Source organism: Frigoribacterium endophyticum (assembly GCF_011759585.1).
In the GTDB taxonomy this organism is placed as follows: Bacteria; Actinomycetota; Actinomycetes; order Actinomycetales; family Microbacteriaceae; genus Frigoribacterium; species Frigoribacterium endophyticum.
Genome location: NZ_JAAOYV010000001.1, coordinates 1,459,976 through 1,478,101, shown reverse-complemented (window position 1 = coordinate 1,478,101; position 18,126 = coordinate 1,459,976). Strand labels below are relative to the sequence as shown.

At 74.9% G+C, this 18,126-nt stretch carries 14 protein-coding genes; 6 read left to right on the top strand and 8 right to left on the bottom strand.

What is annotated here, in order from left to right; genetic code table 11:
• Positions 1-57: 57 nt before the first annotated feature.
• The 3 genes from FHR77_RS06850 to FHR77_RS06840 form a co-directional block, all read right to left on the bottom strand.
• Positions 58-609: a hypothetical protein gene (locus FHR77_RS06850; protein ID WP_167259312.1), complete on the bottom strand. Its 552-nt coding sequence runs from the start codon at positions 607-609 to the stop codon at positions 58-60.
• 159 nt (positions 610-768) lie between these two features.
• Positions 769-1,527: an MBL fold metallo-hydrolase gene (locus tag FHR77_RS06845; RefSeq protein WP_208380419.1), complete on the bottom strand. Its 759-nt coding sequence runs from the start codon at positions 1,525-1,527 to the stop codon at positions 769-771.
• 64 nt (positions 1,528-1,591) lie between these two features.
• Complete coding sequence (locus FHR77_RS06840; protein WP_167259311.1) at positions 1,592-5,029, bottom strand: DEAD/DEAH box helicase; 3,438 nt, start codon at positions 5,027-5,029, stop codon at positions 1,592-1,594.
• A gap of 205 nt (positions 5,030-5,234) precedes the next feature.
• On the opposite strand from FHR77_RS06840, the gene FHR77_RS06835 reads away from it, so the two are divergent.
• From FHR77_RS06835 to FHR77_RS06820, 4 genes are all read left to right on the top strand, one after another.
• Positions 5,235-6,380 carry an alcohol dehydrogenase catalytic domain-containing protein gene (locus FHR77_RS06835; protein WP_167259310.1) on the top strand — a complete coding sequence of 382 codons (1,146 nt, stop codon included), beginning with the start codon at positions 5,235-5,237 and terminating at the stop codon, positions 6,378-6,380.
• Positions 6,381-6,435: 55 nt separating this feature from the next.
• Entirely contained in the window at positions 6,436-7,032 is a 597-nt protein-coding gene (locus tag FHR77_RS06830) for a hypothetical protein (RefSeq protein ID WP_208380418.1), read from the top strand.
• Between the two features lie 444 nt (positions 7,033-7,476).
• The gene (locus FHR77_RS06825) at positions 7,477-8,307 is read left to right on the top strand and encodes an HAD family hydrolase (RefSeq protein ID WP_167259309.1); all 831 of its coding nucleotides are present in this window, start codon (positions 7,477-7,479) and stop codon (positions 8,305-8,307) included.
• Positions 8,304-10,808, top strand: a complete 2,505-nt coding sequence (locus tag FHR77_RS06820; protein ID WP_167259308.1) for a glycoside hydrolase family 65 protein — start codon at positions 8,304-8,306, stop codon at positions 10,806-10,808. Before FHR77_RS06825 ends, FHR77_RS06820 begins: the two co-directional genes overlap by 4 nt.
• 174 nt (positions 10,809-10,982) lie before the next feature.
• Here FHR77_RS06820 and FHR77_RS06815 read toward each other — a convergent pair whose 3' ends face one another.
• The 3 genes from FHR77_RS06815 to FHR77_RS06805 all read right to left on the bottom strand — a co-directional run bounded on the left by FHR77_RS06815 (position 10,983) and on the right by FHR77_RS06805 (position 13,074).
• A complete protein-coding gene (locus FHR77_RS06815; protein WP_056055223.1) occupies positions 10,983-11,339 on the bottom strand; it encodes a hypothetical protein in 357 nt (118 codons plus the stop codon).
• Positions 11,340-11,434: 95 nt separating this feature from the next.
• Complete coding sequence (locus tag FHR77_RS06810) at positions 11,435-11,929, bottom strand: MerR family transcriptional regulator (RefSeq protein ID WP_167259307.1); 495 nt, start codon at positions 11,927-11,929, stop codon at positions 11,435-11,437.
• Positions 11,930-11,931: 2 nt separating this feature from the next.
• A complete protein-coding gene (locus tag FHR77_RS06805) occupies positions 11,932-13,074 on the bottom strand; it encodes an NAD(P)-dependent alcohol dehydrogenase (RefSeq protein WP_167259306.1) in 1,143 nt (380 codons plus the stop codon).
• A 62-nt stretch (positions 13,075-13,136) separates the two neighbouring features.
• On the opposite strand from FHR77_RS06805, the gene FHR77_RS06800 reads away from it, so the two are divergent.
• Positions 13,137-13,418: a hypothetical protein gene (locus tag FHR77_RS06800; protein WP_056055219.1), complete on the top strand. Its 282-nt coding sequence runs from the start codon at positions 13,137-13,139 to the stop codon at positions 13,416-13,418.
• Positions 13,419-13,494: 76 nt separating this feature from the next.
• Entirely contained in the window at positions 13,495-15,114 is a 1,620-nt protein-coding gene (locus FHR77_RS06795; RefSeq protein ID WP_167259305.1) for a molybdopterin-dependent oxidoreductase, read from the top strand.
• An 87-nt stretch (positions 15,115-15,201) separates the two neighbouring features.
• Here FHR77_RS06795 and FHR77_RS06790 read toward each other — a convergent pair whose 3' ends face one another.
• Entirely contained in the window at positions 15,202-17,337 is a 2,136-nt protein-coding gene (locus FHR77_RS06790) for a RecQ family ATP-dependent DNA helicase (RefSeq protein WP_167259304.1), read from the bottom strand.
• Between the two features lie 73 nt (positions 17,338-17,410).
• A complete protein-coding gene (locus FHR77_RS06785) occupies positions 17,411-18,067 on the bottom strand; it encodes a TetR/AcrR family transcriptional regulator (protein ID WP_167259303.1) in 657 nt (218 codons plus the stop codon).
• Positions 18,068-18,126: the final 59 nt, after the last annotated feature.

Below are 18,126 nucleotides of genomic sequence, written 5' to 3'. Positions count from 1 at the left end.
GGCAGGGCCGGGCTGGGGCGGGCCGGGCGCTCGGCCGGCGAGCCGGGGGGAGCAGCGTCAGCGGGGGGAGTCGCCCTCGCCGTGCTGGCGGTCGCTGCCCGAGGAGCGCAGGCCCTGGTCGCCGGCGTCGTGCAGGTCACGGCGGTCGGCCTCGCCCTCGGGCAGCGTGCCCCGGCGCGGGTCGGCGGCCTCGAGGTCGTCGTCCGACGGCGCCGGGGCCCCGCCGTGCCGTGCCGCCAGCTCGTCGTCGGCTGCGTCACGCACGGCGTCGTCGAGCGCCTCGCCGTCGCGGGCGTGGGCGACGACCGAGCGGGCCGTCGCGCCGAGCACCTCGGCGGCGTCGACGCCACGGGCGTCGGCCAGGGCGTGGCTCAGGCCAGCCGCGAGGGCCCCGCCGGCCGTGCCGAGGGTCGTGACGACCTCCTGCTGCCGCTCCGTGAGGGGCTGGTCGGTCTGCCCCGCCACGACCTCTCGCAGGTTCTCGTCGCTCGCGTCGAGGGCCGCGTCGTCCTCCTGCGTGATGGCGGTGGCGTGCGAGACGATCGCGAGCGCGAGCTCGGCGGCGTCCTGCTCGGGCGTGCGCGGTGCGGTCGAGTCGTCGGAGTCCATGCGCGTGACGCTACGCGGAGGGTCCCTCGCATTGTCGGCGTCCTCGGAGGCGCGGAGCGGCGACCCGTGGTCGGTCGCCCCGGCACGCGCCTCAGCGAGTCCGAGACGTCAGCGAGTCCGAGACCTCAGCGCCCTCGACACCCCAGCGCGCTCGAGCCCTCAGTGCGCCCCGCGGCGCCGGGCCTCCGAGACCGCCTGCGCCGCGCCTCCCCGGAACGGCGCTCCGTGGCCGGGCAGCAGTACCCGTGCCCCCGTCGCCGCGATCGTGTCGAGCGACGCCAGGGCCAGCTCGCTGTCGGCCGTCGCCGCGCCCGCGACGATCTGCGGGCCCCGTCGGCCCGTGTACGGGTCGAGCGTCACCACGGCGTCGCCGACGATGACCGCGTCGCGGTCGGGCAGGTGCAGCGCGACGTGGCCGTCGGTGTGCCCCGGGGTCTCGAGCAGCACGGCGCCCTCGGGCAGGGCCGCCTCCGTGATCGGGCGCGTGTCGAGCACGGCGGGCACGGAGAGGGCACCGGCCAGGGCCATGCGGGTCAGCGCGGGCACCGCGGCGGGGTGCTCGACCGGGTAGCGCCACCGGGGCCGCTCGTGCCGGTACGAGTAGGGGTGCCGCGCGAGCCGGGCGTCGTCGGGGTGCACCCAGACGGGCAGCCCCCACTGCTGGCGCAGCCGCCGGGCCGTGCCGACGTGGTCGAAGTGCGCGTGCGTGAGCAGCACGCCGTCGACGTCGCCGAGGCCGTGGCCCAGCTCGAAGAGCGACTCGACGAGGTGCGGCCACACCCCCGGCAGGCCCGCGTCGACGATGAGCACGCGGTCGCCGTGCTCGACGAGGTAGAGGTTCGTGTCGGCGTGCTCGAGCCGGTGCACCCCGGGGGCGACGTCGCGGTCGAGCACGGCACGGGGGCGCAGGGGAGACATGGCTCCCACGCAAGCACCGGGGCTCGTCGGCCGGTGACGCCTTGACACGGCGGGGCGCGACCGCCTAGTTGAGCAGCCCGCGGATGTCGTCGGCCGTCAGCGCCGAGCTGAAGACGGCGTCGTCGTCGACGACGGCGTCGAAGAGCGCGGCCTTCTTCTGCTGCAGCGCGAGGACCTTCTCCTCGACGGTGTCGTTCGCGATCATCCGGTACACCATGACGTTCTTCGTCTGGCCGATGCGGTGCGTGCGGTCGACGGCCTGCGACTCCGACGCGGGGTTCCACCACGGGTCGAGCATGAACACGTAGTCGGCCTCGGTGAGGTTGAGCCCGAAGCCGCCCGCCTTGAGGCTGATCAGGAACACGGGGGAGGCGCCCCCCTTGAACCTCTCGATCACCTCGCCCCGTCGCCGCGTCGAGCCGTCGAGGTACTCGTGCGCCGTGCCCCGCTGCTCGAGGCGCTCGGCCACGCGCCCGAGGAACGAGGTGAACTGGCTGAAGACCAGGGCCCGGTGCCCCTCGGCCACGACGTCGTCGAGCTCGTCGAGCAGCTGGTCGAGCTTCGCCGACGGCACGTCGGAGTACTCGGGATCGATCAGCGCCGCGTCGAGCGCGAGCATGCGCAGCAGCGTCAGCGAGCGGAAGACGATGAACCGGTTGCGGTCGAGGTCGTCGATGAGGTCGAGCAGCTTGAGGCGCTCGCGCTGGAGGAACGCGTCGTACAGCTCGCGGTGCGCCGGGGCGAGATCGACGCGCAGCAGCTGCTCCTGCTTGGCGGGCAGGTCGGCGGCGACGAGCTCCTTCGTGCGGCGGAGCATGAGGGGCCGGATGCGCGCCCGCAGCCGCGCGAGCAGCTCCGGTCGTTCACCGGTCGCGATCGGCTTGACGTAGTCGTCGGAGAAGCGGACGTGCGTCGAGAGCAGCCCCGGGGCCACGACGTGGAAGAGCGCCCAGAGGTCGGTCAGCGAGTTCTCGAGCGGCGTGCCCGTGATCGCGAGCTTGAACGGCGCGTCGAGCTCGACGGCGCAGCGGTGCGCCTGCGAGGAGGGGTTCTTGACGAACTGCGCCTCGTCGAGCACCAGCCCCGCCCAGGCGTGCCGGGAGTAGCTGGCCGCGTCGAGCCGGAACAGCGCGTACGACGTGACGACGAGGTCGACGTCGCCGCCGGCGAGGACCGCGGCGAGCCGCCGCCGGCTCTTCGCCTCGGTCTCGGTCACGACGTGCACGCGGAGGCCGGGGGTGAAGCGCGCCGCCTCCGACGCCCAGTTCGGCACGACCGAGGTGGGCGCGACCACGAGGAACGGCGGGCGCCCCGCCGACCCGGCCCGCGCCTCCCGCCCGCGCGCCTCCTCCTCGCGCACGTGCGCCCGTGCCTCCACCTCGCGCACGTGCGCGACGAGCGCCAGCGTCTGCACCGTCTTGCCGAGGCCCATGTCGTCGGCGAGGACCCCGCCGAGGCCGTGCTGGTGCAGGAACGCGAGCCAGCGGAAGCCGTCGAGCTGGTACGGCCGCAGCTCGGCGTCGAGGCCGGCCGGCACGGGGGTGTCGGCCACGCCCGGCAGCTGGTCGCCGGCCGCGAGCTCGAGCAGGCCGCCCACGGCGCTCCGCCAGGCGTCGGCCTGCACCGTCGCGTCGGCGAGGTCGTCGAACTCCGACCAGAGCGAGGCCTGGTAGCGGTTGATGCGCGGCCCGGCCTCCCACTCGTCGAGGCCGGTGGCCTCGTCGATCAAGCGCTTCAGCTCGTCGAAGGCGGGGTGGGCGAGCGACAGGTACGACTTGTCGACGAGCAGCATCTTGTCGCGCCGCCTCGCGAGGGCCGTGAGCAGCGGCACGAGCGGCACCGTCCGCCCCTCGACCGTGACGAGCACCCCGAGGTCGAACCAGTCCCTCTTGTCGGTCTCGACCGTGGTGACCGTCAGGTGCGGCGCCTCGGTGAGCTCGCGGTAGTCGGGGCGCTCGCCGTCGACGACGACGCGGAGGTCGTCGCGCCCCTCGAGCTCGGGCAGGCGGGTGGCCACGAACTCGGCGGCGGCGACGCCCTTCAGGGTCGCCCCGCGCGCGGGGACGCCGAGCGCCTCCAGGTCGAGCGACGTCTCGTGCGCGGAGAAGGGCTCGGTGCGGCCGGCGATCACCCAGCGCCAGGTCAGGGCGAGGGCGTCGCCGGCGCCGAACGACGCCGTGAGCACGAGCTGGGGAGGCAGCACCTCGGGCAGCGCGACCGACTCGTCACGGCTGGTCACGGCGACCGCCTGCTGCAGGCCCGGGTACCAGTCGCGGAGGAACTCCTCGGCGTCGGCCTCGGGCACCGTGATCTCGGCCGTGCTCGTCAGCAGCTGCTTCTGCTCGGGGGCCAGCGGGGCGACGGTCGGGGCGAGCACGACGGCGAGGTGCGGCTGGGGCGTCGCCACGTACACGCCGTGGTCGCCGATCGTGCCCGTGTCGGCGGCGGCGTGCGGCTCGCCGTCGACCGTGACCCCGGCGCTCAGCACGAGGCCCCGGCCCGGATCGGTGCGCGCGTCGACGGTGACGCGGGCCCCCGCGGCGACCGTGACGTCGGTGGCGCGCTTGCCGGTGACGAGGGCGACGCCGAGCCGGCGGGCCTCGGCGAGCAGGGGCCAGAGCAGCGGGCTCGTGAAGTCGTCGAGCATCAGCCAGTCCGCCTCGCCCGGCACGTACGAGGCGTGCACCGACCGGTGCAGGGCGGCGAACTGCCCGAACCAGGCGTGCTGCTCCGCCCCGATCGCGAGCCGGTTCATCTGGTAGGGCAGCGACGTCCAGGTGAGGTCGCCCCGCACCCAGTTGCCCGTCGGGCTGAGGCTGACCGGCCGCACGCCCAGACGCCAGCTCGCCGCCCCCGACGGCCGGACCGGAGCCGGGGAGGCGCCCCCCGCGCCCGCGAGGGAGCTGCCGCTCACGAGGCCCCCGCCGAGCCCGCCCGTCGAGCGCTCGTGCCGGTCGACGCGCGGGGCGTCCCACCGGGCGCTGCGGGGCGGGGCGACCCGCGGCCGCAGCTCGAACAGCAGGCCCATGGAGGTGGTGCGGGCGTCGCGGGGCGCCGGCCGGCCGGTGAGGCCGCCGAGCCGGGCACGCCAGTCGTCGGGGGAGGGGGCCGCGTCGCCGGCCGCGCCGCCGCCGGCCCGGGGCGAGGGGAGGTCGCCGTCGCCGCCGAGCGGCGCGGCCGCGGGCGGGGCCAGCGCCGCCGCGTTGTTGGCGAGCAGCACGGCCGCGACGTGCTTGCAGTCGCCGCCGAGCGGGCAGGTGCAGGTGCTGCGCGAGGGGCGGCTCTGCTCGCCGCGCGTCGGCTGGAGGACGATCTCGCACCGGTAGGGCTCAGCGCTGCTGCCGCGGACGGTGCCGGTGACGACCTGGTCGACGGGGTCGTAGGTGATGTCGCGGACCCGGTCTTCGCGCGAGTACTGCCGCCCCTTGGCGAACGGGCGCGGGCCGACGAACCGGATGACGTCGACGGCGTCGACGAGCGGCGCGACGTCGAGGAGGGGCATGTCGACCATCTTCGCAGCGACCGCCGACACCGGTCGCCGCCGCGCACCGGCCCCCGCGGGGCCGCCGCGGATGGTAACCGGGGACGTGCGCCGGAGGCAAGGCCCCCGGCCCGGTCGGCCCTCACCGCGACTCCCGTCGTTCACTGGCGTCGACCAGGGGTCGCCGCGCCGAGGGCGGGCGCCCGACGACGAGGGAGGACGAGCCGTGCGAGCGATGACCTACCGGGGGCCGTACAAGATCCGCGTGGAGGAGAAGGACGTGCCGCGCATCGAGCACCCGAACGACGCGATCGTCCGGGTGACGCTGGCGGCGATCTGCGGCTCCGACCTGCACCTCTACCACGGGCTCATGCCCGACACCCGGATCGGGCACACCTTCGGCCACGAGTTCATCGGGGTCGTCGAGGAGGTCGGGTCGTCGGTCGAGACCCTGAAGAGGGGCGACCGCGTGATGGTGCCCTTCAACATCTACTGCGGCTCGTGCTGGTTCTGCGCGCGCGGGCTGTGGTCCAACTGCCACAACGTCAACGCGAACGCCACGGCCGTCGGCGGCATCTACGGCTACTCGCACACCACGGGCGGCTACGACGGCGGCCAGGCCGAGTTCGTCCGCGTGCCGTTCGCCGACGTGGGGCCGAGCATCATCCCCGACGACATCGCCGACGAGGACGCCCTGCTGATGACCGACGCGCTCAGCACCGGCTACTTCGGCGCGCAGCTCGGCGAGATCAGCCAGGGCGACACGGTCGTCGTGCTCGGCGCCGGGCCGGTGGGCCTCTTCGCGGCGCGGTCGGCGTGGTTCATGGGCGCCGCGCGGGTGATCGTCGTCGACCACCTCGAGTACCGGCTGGAGAAGGCCCGCACCTTCGCCCACGCCGAGACGATCAACTTCGCGGAGCACGACGACGTGGTCGTCGAGCTGAAGAAGCAGACCGACTACCTGGGAGCCGACGTCGTCATCGACGCGGTGGGCGCCGAGGCCGACGGCGACCTCGTGCAGCACCTGACCAGCGCCAAGGCCAAGCTGCAGGGAGGGTCTCCCGTCGCCCTGAACTGGGCCATCGACGGCGTCCGCAAGGGCGGCACCGTCTCCGTCCTGGGCGCCTACGGCCCCATCCCGAGCGCCGTCAAGTTCGGCGACGCCCTCAACAAGGGCCTCACGCTGCGCATGAACCAGGCGCCGGTCAAGCGCCAGTGGCCGCGCCTGTTCGAGCACATCCGCGCCGGGCACTTCCGGCCGAGCGACGTCGTCACCCACCGGGTGCCGCTCGAGCACATCGCCGAGGGGTACCACCTCTTCTCCGCGAAGCTCGACGGGAACATCAAGACCCTCGTCGTCCCCGGCGCCTGACCCCGCCCCCCGACCCTCACGACCCACCCCCACATCCCTGCACCTGGAGGCCCCCATGAGCGACCACGACGACGTCCCCCTCGCCTACCTCCCCTCGAAGCCCCGTGCCGTCCCGACGCAGGAGCAGCTCCGGGCCCGCGTGCCCGGCTGGGGCGCCGACCTCGACCCGGCCGACCGCCCGTCGCACCCGAAGCTGCAGTACGCGCCCGGCGCCTCCGGAGCCCACTGGGAGTTCCCCGAGCGGCAGCCGGGCGGCGAGGGGCGGGAGCGCTCGATCGAGCACGCCTTCGTCACGCCGGTCTTCGGCACGGCGCAGCCTCTGCACGGGCTCTCGGGCGCGATCCGCCGCGTGGCGTACGACCGCTACAGCGAGGGCCGGCTCGCGCACTGGCTCCTCCTCGTCGTCGGCGACCGGGTCGACTCGACCGGCGCCCACCTGCGGTCGCTGGTCAGCGGCCGCCCCGACGACCTGCTGCGCGAGACCGGCGTCACGGCCGAGGCCCGGAAGGAGGCGCGGGCCACGTCGCGGGACCGCACCCGCGTCGACCGCCGCCACCGCTGGCTCGACCCGCTGATCGTCGCCGGGCCGTGGGTCGTCACCGGGGTGGTCGCGGTGCGGGGCGTCGCGAAGGTGGTCCGCGCCCTCCGCTGAGGACGCACCCCGAGTGAGACCCCGAGAGCGCGACGGGGGACAGCTCGGGGCGGTGCGGGGCGCGCCGCGTACCCCGCTGACCGCGACCTGGGTGACACCGCGGGTGAGGGCGTACCGTTCCACGGGCTGGAAGCGTTCAGCGCTCCCACCGGCCGGTGTCGCACTGCACCCCTGCCCGTGAAGCTCAGTCGCAGGGCGACGCCAGCGCCAGACAGGGCACGACCGCCGGCGCGGTCGTGCCCTGTCGTCGTCCCGAGGGCGGACGACCCTCGGCCGGGTGGGCGCGCGCGCCCCTCGCGGAGTGCCACACTTGTCGCGACGAGTCCGACCCCGTGCTCGTCGACCCCGGCCTGATCCCTGCCGGAGCACCGAGAGCTGCCACGGACCGACGTCGTTCCCGCGCATCTGCCCCGACCGACATCGATCCACCGAAGGAACCGCGCCATGTCCTCCCTCCTGCCCCGCGACTCCTCGCGCCTGGGCGAGCTCCGCGCCCTCCTGTTCGACCTCGACGGCGTCCTCACGCCGACCGCCGAGGTGCACATGCGGGCCTGGTCGCGCCTCTTCTCCGAGTGGTTCGCCGCCCACGACCTCGGCCCGTACACCGACGCCGACTACTTCGAGCACGTCGACGGGCGACCGCGCTTCGACGGCGTCCGCGCCATGCTCGCCGCCCGCGGCGTCACCCTGCCCGAGGGCCACGACGACGACAGCCCCGACACCGAGACCGTGCGCGGCCTCGGCAACCGCAAGAACGCGGTCTTCGCCGCCGAGCTCGCCGAGAACGGCGTCGAGCCCTACCCGGGCAGCGTCGCCTTCCTCGACCGGGCCATCGCGCTCGGCGTGCACGTCGCCGTCGTCTCGAGCTCGCGCAACGCCGTGCCCGTGCTCGAGGCCGCCGGCCTCCGCGACCGCTTCGAGGTCGTCGTCGACGGCGCCGTCGCCGCGGCCGAGGGCATCGCCGGCAAGCCCGCCCCCGACACCTACCTCGAGGGCGCCCGCCGCCTCGGCCTCACCGCGGAGGACTGCGTCGTCGTCGAGGACGCCACCTCCGGCGTCGAGGCCGGGAGGCGCGGGTCGTTCGGCCTCGTCCTGGGCGTCGACCGCGGGGCCGGCCACGCCGCCCTGCTCGCCTCGGGCGCCGACGTGGTCGTCGACGACCTCGGCGACGTGGTCGACGCGCTCGGCGCGACCCGCGACTCCGCCGGCTCCGGCAGCACCGGCGACACGACCAGCAGCGACACGACCAGCAGCGACGCAGAGGACCCCTCGTGAACACCATCACCACCGACCCGCTCGACCGGCACCGCTTCCCGGTCGACGAGTGGGCGCTCGTCGAGGACGAGTACGTGCAGGGCGACGAGGGCGTCACCGAGACGATCTTCGCCGTGGGCAACGGCTACCTGGGCCTCCGCGGCAACCCCGACGAGGGGCGCGGCGGCCACTCGTTCGGCACCTACGTCAACGGCTTCCACGAGACGTGGCCGATCCGCCACGCGGAGGAGGCCTTCGGCTTCGCCCGCGTCGGCCAGACCATCGTCAACGTGCCCGACGCCAAGGTGATCCGCCTCTACGTCGACGACGAGCCGTTCGTGCTCTTCGAGGCCGACATCCTCGACCACACGCGTCGCCTCGACTTCCGCGACGGCGTGCTCACCCGCGACGTCGAGTGGCGCACCCCCTCAGGCAAGCGCGTGCTCGTCACCAGCCGTCGCCTGGTCAGCTTCGAGGACCGCCACCTCGCGATCATCGAGTACGAGGTGACGGTGCTCGACGCCGACGCGTCGCTGCTCATCTCGAGCCAGATCCTCAACCGGCAGGACATGGGCGACGAGTACCACGCGGGCATGCGCGCCGCGGCCGGCGCCTTCGACCCGCGCCGTGCCGAGGCCTTCGACTCGCGCGTGCTCCAGCCGGTGCTGAAGCGCAACGGCGGCACGCGCGCGGTGCTCGGCTACCGCACGACGAACTCGGGCATGACCATCGCGGTCGGCGCCGACCACGTCATGGACACCGAGAACGAGTGGGACGAGTCGTCGTCGATCGACGACGACCTCGCCAAGCACGTCTACCGGGTGCGGGCCAAGGCGGGCGTCTCGACGCGCATCGTCAAGACGATCACTTACCACACCAGCCGCGGCGTGCCCCCGCGCGAGCTCGCCGACCGCTGCGACCGCACCCTCGACCGCGTCGCCGAGGAGCCCCCGTCGGCGATGTTCGACAAGCAGCGCGCGTGGCTCGACGACTACTGGGCCCGCACCGACGTGGTCGTCGGCGGCCAGCCCGAGGTGCAGCAGGCCGTGCGCTGGAACCTCTTCCAGCTCGCGCAGGCCACGGCGCGCACCGACGGCCAGGGCGTCGCCGCCAAGGGCGTCACCGGATCGGGCTACGGCGGGCACTACTTCTGGGACACCGAGATCTACGTCCTGCCCTTCCTCACCTACACGGCACCGAACGTCGCCCGGAACGCCCTGCGCTTCCGCCTCGGCATGCTCGACGCGGCCCGTGACCGGGCGGTCGAATTGAACCAGCGCGGCGCGCTCTTCCCGTGGCGCACCATCAACGGCCTCGAGTCGTCGGCGTACTACGCCGCCGGCACCGCGCAGTACCACATCGACGCCGACATCAGCCACGCCCTCAGCCAGTACGTGCAGGCGAGCGGTGACCTCGACTTCATCGAGCGCGGCGCCGTCGACATTCTCGTCGAGACGGCACGCCTTTGGGCCGACCTGGGCTTCTGGCGCTCGAACGGCGACCAGCGGTTCCACATCGACGGGGTCACCGGCCCCGACGAGTACACGACGGTCGTCGACGACAACCTCTACACGAACGTCATGGCGCGCGCGAACCTCCGGGCCGCCGTCCGCTACGTCACCCGCCTGGCCGAGGAGTCGCCCGCTGCCTACTCGAGGATGGTCACCCGCCTCGACCTGGAGGACCACGAGGTCACCGGCTGGCAGGTCGCCGCCGAGGCGATGGAGATCCCCTACGACGAGCACCGCGGCATCCACCCTCAGGACGCGCAGTTCCTCGACAAGGAGCTGTGGGACCTCGAGTCGACGCCGGCCAGCAAGCGCCCGCTGCTGCTGCACTACCACCCGCTCGTGATCTACCGCTTCCAGGTGCTCAAGCAGGCCGACGTCGTGCTCGCGCTCTTCCTCCAGGGCGACGAGTTCACCGCCGAGCAGAAGCTCCGCGACTTCGAGTACTACGACGCGCTGACGACCGGCGACTCGACCCTCTCGGGCGTCGTGCAGTCGATCATCGCGGCCGAGGTGGGCCACCACCAGCTGTCGCAGCAGTACTTCCTGTCGTCGCTGTACGTCGACCTCGCCGACCTGCACCGCAACACGGCCGACGGCGTGCACGTCGCCTCGACCGGCGGCATCTGGAGCGCGCTGGTCAGCGGCTACGGCGGCATGCGCGACTACCTCGGCGACATCACCTTCGACCCGCGCCTGCCCGCCGACTGGGAGGAGCTGAGCTTCAAGCTCACCATCCACGGCTCGCGGGTGCGCGTCGACCTCGCGCAGCACGAGATCGTCTTCACGGTCGAGGAGGGCACCGGCGTGAGCGTCGGCGTCCGCGGCGAGCGGGTGGAGGTCGGCGAGCTCCCCGTGCGCGTGGCTCTCGACGACCAGGGGCCCCGCATCACGACGAAGGTGCCGACGACGAGCGACCTGCGCGGCCTGATGCGCGCCGACGGCTCGGTCATCACGGCGTCGATCCCGACGATCAGCATCGACCGGTACGACGACGACGAGGCTGCTTCGTAGCGGCGGATCCTCGTCTTCCCGGGCGGGCCGGCGCTGACCGGCCGGGGAGGACGCGCACCCGCCGAGGGCTGACGAGTCTTCCTGCGGACGCGTCAGGGGTCGGCCCGTGCCGCGGAGCAGGCCCTGCCGGCCCCGGACCCGTGCGCCGGCGCCTCCGGGGAGGCGTGGCCCGGCCTAGAAGGGCCCGGCCGCCGAGGCGATCGCCTGGAAGAGCGCCGTCGTGTCGGCGTCGCGCTTCTTGACGCTCGCGCCGATCGTGCCGGCGGGGGAGTGCACCTCGCCGGTCACGCGGATGCCCTGGTCGGTCGGCGTGAACACCAGGCGCACGACGTCGCGGTCGCTCGCCGTCGCGCTGCGGCGCAGCAGCTCGGCGCCCTCCTCGTCGGCCGAGGTGACGCTGAAGCCGGGCGTCGACTGCACGGCCCGGCGCACGAGCCCCGGCAGCAGCGCGGCCGGGAGCTTCAGCTCGAGGGAGGCGCGGGTCACGTCGGGGTCGCCGGTCACGATCTGCGGTGCACGTTCGTCAGCCATGGGCCGAGGCTACGGCACGGCGTCGAGGCCGCGCGCTGCCGGGGCCGCAGCGGTCCCGACTCCGCTCACGCTCGTGCCCGCGCATGCGCTCGCGCTCAGTCCCCGACCTCGTCCTCGCAGTCGAGCCCGCGCGCGATGAGGCCGCGGTAGTCGTCGCACTTCGCGGTGAGCACGCCGAGGTCGGCCCGGAGCTGCGTCATCTGCTGCTCGATCGCGGTCACCTGGGCCTCGAGCAGGGCCAGCCGCACGGGGTGCGTCACGAGCTCGCCCCGGCCCGCCTGCACGAAGGCGCGCACGTCCGCGACGGGCATGCCCGTCCGCCGGAGCGCCTGCACGAGCCGCACGAAGCGCACGGCGGCCGGGCCGTACCGGCGTCGGCCGTCCGCGCCCCGGCCGACGAGGGGGAGCAGCCCCTCCCGTTCGTACCAGCGCAGGGCGTCGACGCTGAGGCCGGTCGCCTCGGCGACGCGACCGATGCCGACCGGGGCGACCCGCGCCTCCTCGAGGACGTCGTCGAGGTCGGCCGCGTCGTGCGCGCGACCCGCGTCGCCGTCGACGGGACGGAGCGGGGGAGGCGTCGCGAGCGTCATCGTCACAGGGTACGTCCGCCCTCCCGGTCGCCCGGGGCCCGTGTGCCCCCGGCGTCGGCGGCGGAGGCGGAGGAGCGGGCGGGCGAGGCCGCCGAGGCCGCCTGCGGGTCGGCCCCCGGTCGCAGGTCGAGGACGAACCGGTAGCGGACGTCGTTGTGGGCGAGGCGGTCGAGGGCCTCGGCGAGCCGGGCGGCCGGCAGCACCTCGACGTCGGCGACGACGCCGTGCTCGGCCGCGAAGTCGAGCATCGCCTGGGTGTCGGCCCGACCGGCGCTGCCCGAGGCGGTCAGCGACCGGTGGGGCAGGAGGCTCATCGCCGAGACGCTGTACCGCGGCGGGATGCCGAGCATGCAGAGGGTGCCGCCGCGACGCAGCGTCTCGAGGTACGGCGACGGGTCGTGGTCGCCCGAGGCGGTGTCGACGACGAGGTCGAAGCGCCGGGCGGCGGCCGCCATGGCCGCGGGGTCGGTCGAGACGACGACCTCGACGGCGCCGAGCGCGAGGGCGTCGGCCCGCTTGCGCGGCGACGTCGTGAAGACGGAGACCTCCGCGCCCCGGGCGACGGCGAACTTCACCGCGAGGTGGCCGAGGCCGCCCAGCCCGACGACGCCGACCCGGTCGCCGGGCCCCACGCCCGCCCGGGCGAGCGGGGCCCAGGTCGTCACGCCCGCGCACATCAGCGGGGCGACGGCGGCCGGGTCGAGGCCCGTCGGCAGGTGGTAGGCGAACGACTCGCGGACGACGTACTCGCCCGACCAGGCGCCCTGGGTGCGGCTGCCGTCGTGGCGGTCACGCCCGCCGTAGGTGAGGGTCGGGAACTCCACGCAGAGCGACTGCTCGTCGGCGAGGCAGTTCTCGCACGTGCCGCAGGAGTCGACGATGTTGCCGACGGCGACCGGGTCGCCGACGGCGAAGCCGGTGACCGCCGGGCCGACGGCGACGACCTCGCCGACGAACTCGTGGCCCGGCACGAGCGGCAGCTGGCCGGGCCCGGCCTGCTCGAGGGCGTGCAGGTCGCTGTGGCAGACGCCGCAGAAGTCGACCCGCACGGCGAGGTCGTCGGGGCGGAGGTCGCGGCGGTCGAGCGTGATCTGCTGGAGCGGGGCGCCGGGGGCGAGCAGGGCATGGGCGGTCGTGGTCCTCATGGGGCGACCGTACGAGCTGGAGTGCACTCAAGCGCAAGCGTCACCGCCCCTAGGGTGGGCGCATGAAGACTCTGTACTACGCGGGCCAGGAGCTGATCGTGACCGACGAGCTGGCCGAGGTGCTGCTGGCCGCGGCGATGGAGTTCAGCGACGACGACCGCACCTTCCGCGTGCCGGTCGCCTGCCGCCTCGACGGCGTGGCCCACATGGCGCAGCTGCTGCTCGGCCCGGGCATCCCGCTGCTCGTCGTCGACGCGCCCGACGACGTCGAGCCGGCTGCCGGGTCGGAGTCGTCGGCGGCCTTCATCGTCGAGCTGACCGAGAGCCTCGTCGACGAGGACTGAGCCCCAGGGCGTCGCGACCGGTGACGGCTCGCGCCGCCGTCAGCTGGCTCACCGTCCCCGGGCCTAGCCTCGGGGCATGTCCGTGCGCCTGGAGACCCCCGTCGAGCCCGCCTCCGCGGGGATGCCGCCCCGCGCCTCCTCGGGCTGGGCCGCCCTCGCCGGCGTCGTCTCGTTCGTGGCCTGGGCCGGCGCCGCCGAGGCGGCCGCCGTCGTCACCGGGCCCGGGGGCAGCCCGCTGCTCGCCGTCGGCTCCGCCGTGATCGACCTCGCGCCGGCCGCCGCCAAGGACACGATGGTTGGCCTGTTCGGCACCGGCGACAAGGTCGCCCTCGGCGTGCTGATGGCCGTGGTGCTCGTCGTCGTCACGGGCCTGGCCGGCGTCGCCGAGCAGCGCCGCCCGCCGCTCGGCCGCGTCCTCTTCGGGGTCGGCGGGGCCCTCGCGGTCGCCGCGGTGCTCACCCGGGCCGGCAGCGGCAGCCTCGACGCGGCCCCGGCCGTGATCGGCACGGTGGTGGCGGTCGTGGTGCTGCCCGGCCTGCTCCGACGGCTGTGGCGCTGGCGCCTCTCGACCACCCCCGGCTGGGCCGCCGCGACCGAGCCCACGCCGCCGCTCGGCGGAGCCCCGGTCGAGCGCCGCAGCTTCCTCACCGCGATCGGGCTCACGAGCGCCGTCGCGGTCGTCGTGGGCGCCGGCGCCCGGGTGATCAACGCGGGCCGCGCCGACGTCGCGGCCCTGCGCGACGGCATCGCCCTCCCGGAGGCGGCCGTCACCGCCGAGCCCGTGCCGGCCGGCGCCTCCCTCGACGTGCCCGGCATCACGCCCTACGTGACCTCGAACGAGGACTTCTACCGCATCGACACGGCTCTCCGCGTGCCCTCGATCGACCCCGCCGAGTGGAGCCTGCGCATCCACGGCCTCGTCGAGAACGAGATCGTCGTCTCGTTCGACGAGCTGCTCGCCCTGCCCCTCGAGGAGCACCTCGCCACCCTCAGCTGCGTGTCGAACGAGGTCGGCGGCGACCTGATCGGCACCGCCCTCTGGCTCGGCCACCCGATCCGCACCCTGCTCGCCCGGGCCGTGCCGACGGCGGGCGCCGACATGGTGCTCTCGACCAGCGAGGACGGCTTCACCGCGGGCACCCCCCTCGACGTGCTCACCGACGAGGGCACCGACGCCCTGCTCGCCGTGGGCATGAACGGGCAGCCCCTGCCGCAGGAGCACGGCTTCCCCGTGCGCATGGTCGTGCCGGGCCTCTTCGGCTACGTCTCGGCGACGAAGTGGGTCGTCGACCTCGAGGTCACCCGCTTCGCCGACGCCGAGGGGTACTGGACGCCCCGCGGCTGGGACGCCCTCGGCCCGGTCAAGCTGGAGTCGCGGGTCGACGTGCCGGCGTCGGGCACGTCGGTCGACGCGGGCACCGTGCCGATCGCGGGCGTGGCGTGGCACCCGCACACGGGCGTCGCGCGCGTCGAGGTGCAGATCGACGAGGAGCCGTGGGTCGACGCCCAGCTCGCGGACTCCGTCTCGGCGGACACCTGGGTGCAGTGGGTGCACCGCTGGGAGGCGACGAGCGGGCGGCACACCGTGAGGGTCCGGGCGACCGGCGCCGACGGCGAGGTGCAGCGGGAGGCCCGGATGGCCCCCGCCCCGAACGGCGCCGAGGGCTGGGACGAGCACCAGGTCACGGTGCGCTGAGACCACCGCTCACCGAGCCGGGCCAGCGCGGCGCTCGTCGGGCTCGTCGGGCCCGGCGCTCGTCGGGCCCGCCGCCCGGCCCGCGCGCTACGCGACGATCCCGAGCGCGAACGGCAGCACCGCGGAGGCCCCCGCCCGACGCAGCTCACGGCCCGCGACCGTGATCGTCCACCGGCTGTCCACGAGGTCGTCGACGAGCAGCACGGGCCCGGGCGTCGCCGCGAGGGCCGCGGCCAGCTCGGGGCCGACCTCCACCGACCCCCACACGTCGGCGAGGCGGTAGACGCTGTTGCCGCCGCCGCGCGGGGCGTCGGACGAGCGCTGGCGGGTCGGCGTGAGCTGGCCGAGCACGGGCAGGCGCCCGACGTGGCCGAGGGCCTCGCCCAGCGAGGCCACGAGCTGCGGGTGGCCCTGCGACGGCATCACGACGATGCCGACGGGCCGCTCGGCCCAGCCCCAGTCGGCCAGCACCCGCACGCAGCCGTCGACGAGCGCCCGCGTGACGGGCTGGTCGGGCGTCGAGGGCGCGAACACCTCGCGGAGTGTCGTGCCCCAGCCCAGGTCGGTGAGGCGCGCGAGGGCCCGCCCCTGCTCGACGCGCTCGTCGGGCGCGATCTTGCCCTTGGCGGGCACGCCCGCCCGGTCGGCGCCGGTGGGCCACTGCGCCCGCGGCTCGACCTCGACGCCCACGCGGTCGAGCGAGCTGGCGGCCGACGCGGCCGCGTCGCTCGTCACGTCGATCGGGTACCAGGGGCCCGCACAGACGTCGCACCGGCCGCACGGCACCGCGGCGGGGTCGTCGAGGTCGAGCTGCAGCATCTGCATGCGGCAGGTGGCGCCCGCCTCGTAGCGGATCATCGACTCCTGCTCGGCGAGCCGGGCGGTGGCGATGCGGTCGTACCGCTCGCGGTCGTAGACCCACGGCCGCCCGGTCGAGACCCAGCCGCCCTGCACGCGGTGCACGGCGCCGTCGACGTCGAGCACCTTGAGCAGCAGCTCGAGCGGGGTGCGCTTGATGTCGACCCGCGCCTCCAGCGCCGGCGTCGAGAGCGGCGTCTCGCCCAGCTCGGCGAGCACGGCGCTCGCGCGCGCCTCGGAGGGCATCGACGCCGTCGCGAAGTACTGCCAGATCTCGCGGTCCTCCCGCCCGGGCAGCAGCAGCACGTCGGCGTTGTCGGTCGCGCGCCCGGCGCGGCCGATCTGCTGGTAGTAGGCGACCGGCGACGACGGCGCGCCGAGGTGCACCACGAAGCCGAGGTCGGGCTTGTCGAAGCCCATGCCGAGCGCGCTCGTCGCGACGAGCGCCTTGAGGTCGTTGGTCTTGAGGCGCTGCTCGAGCTGCTCGCGCTCCTCCGGGTCGGTGCGGCCGGTGTACGAGCGGACGTCGTGGCCGGCCTCGCGCAGCAGCCGGGCGGTGTCGTCGGCCGCCGAGATGGTCAGCGTGTAGATGATGCCGCTGCCCGCGAGGTCGCCCAGGTGGGCGAGCAGCCAGCCGAGCCGGTCGCGCGAGGTGGGCAGGTCGAGCACCCCCAGCCGCAGGGAGGCGCGGGCCAGCGAGCCGCGGATCGTCAGCACCGAGGTCTCCGGCCCCTCGGTCAGCTGCTCCTCGACGTCGGCCACGACGCGCTCGTTCGCGGTGGCCGTCGTGGCGAGGACGGGCACGCCGGCCGGCAGCGTGCGGATGAGCTCGGCCAGGCGCCGGTAGTCGGGGCGGAAGTCGTGCCCCCAGTCGCTGATGCAGTGCGCCTCGTCGACGACGAGCATGCCGAGCCGGTCGACCAGCAGCGGCAGCTGCTCGTCGCGGAACCTCGGGTTGTTGAGGCGCTCGGGCGACACGAGCAGCACGTCGACCTCGTCGGCGAGCAGCGCCTGCTGCACGTCGGCCCACTCGTGGGCGTTGGCCGAGTTGAGGGCGACCGCGCGGACGCCGGCCCGGGCGGCCGCGGCCACCTGGTCGCGCATCAGCGCGAGCAGCGGCGAGACGAGCAGGGCGGGCCCCGTGCCGCGACGCCGCAGCAGGAGGGTGGCGATGAAGTAGACCGCGGACTTGCCCCAGCCGGTGCGCTGCACGACGAGCGCGCGTCGGCGGTCGGCGACGAGGGCGCGGATCGCCTCGAGCTGGCCGTCGTGGAAGACGGCGTCGTCACGCCCGGTCAGGCGTCGCAGCAGCTCGAGGGCCTCGGCGTCGACGTCGGTCACGGCGGGGGCGGCGGTGTCGGTCATCGGGCCATGGTGCCACGCACCACCGACCCTGCCGGCCCCGGCCCTGCCGGCCCCTGCCCGGCCGACGCCGGCCTCAGGAGGCGGCGGGCGCCTCCGGCACGACGACGAGCTCGAGGTGGTCGCGCAGCTGCCCCGGCACGTCGACCTCGTCGGGCGCGAGCAGCCACTGCAGCTGCAGGCCGTCCCAGAGGGCGACGAGGGCGGTCGCGGCCCGGTCGGGGTCGACGCCGGGCCGCAGGAGCCCGGCCGCCTCGAGCCCGCGGAAGGCGTCGCCGAACTCGCGACGGAGCCCGGCGAGGCGGGCGGAGACGTAGTCGCGGCCCGGGTTGCCCGCCGTGACGGCCTCGCCCGAGAGCACCGCGTAGAGCTCGACGACCCCGGGCACGGCCTCGTTCGCGCGGGCCTGCCGCACGACGGCCTCGACCATCGAGCCCTCGGCGGGCGTCGCCGGCATCGGCCCCGCCGAGACCTCGTCGCGGCGCGCGAGGACGGCGAGCAGCAGGTGGCTCTTGGTGGGGAAGTAGTGCAGCAGGCTCGTCTGGCTCATGCCGACGACGTCGGCGACCTTCTGCAGCGAGCCCCCCGCGTAGCCGTGCGCCGCGAAGACCTCGAACGCGGCCGCGACGATCGCGGCCCGGCGCTCCGCCGACTTGGCGTACGGGCCCCGGCGAGCCCGCGGGGCGTCGGCGCTGCCCGGCGCGGCGGCGGGGTCGGCGGGCGAGGCGGTCATGGGGGGCAGCCTACGACGCCCGGCGACGTGTCCCGCGAATTTCGAGCGACCACTCGACG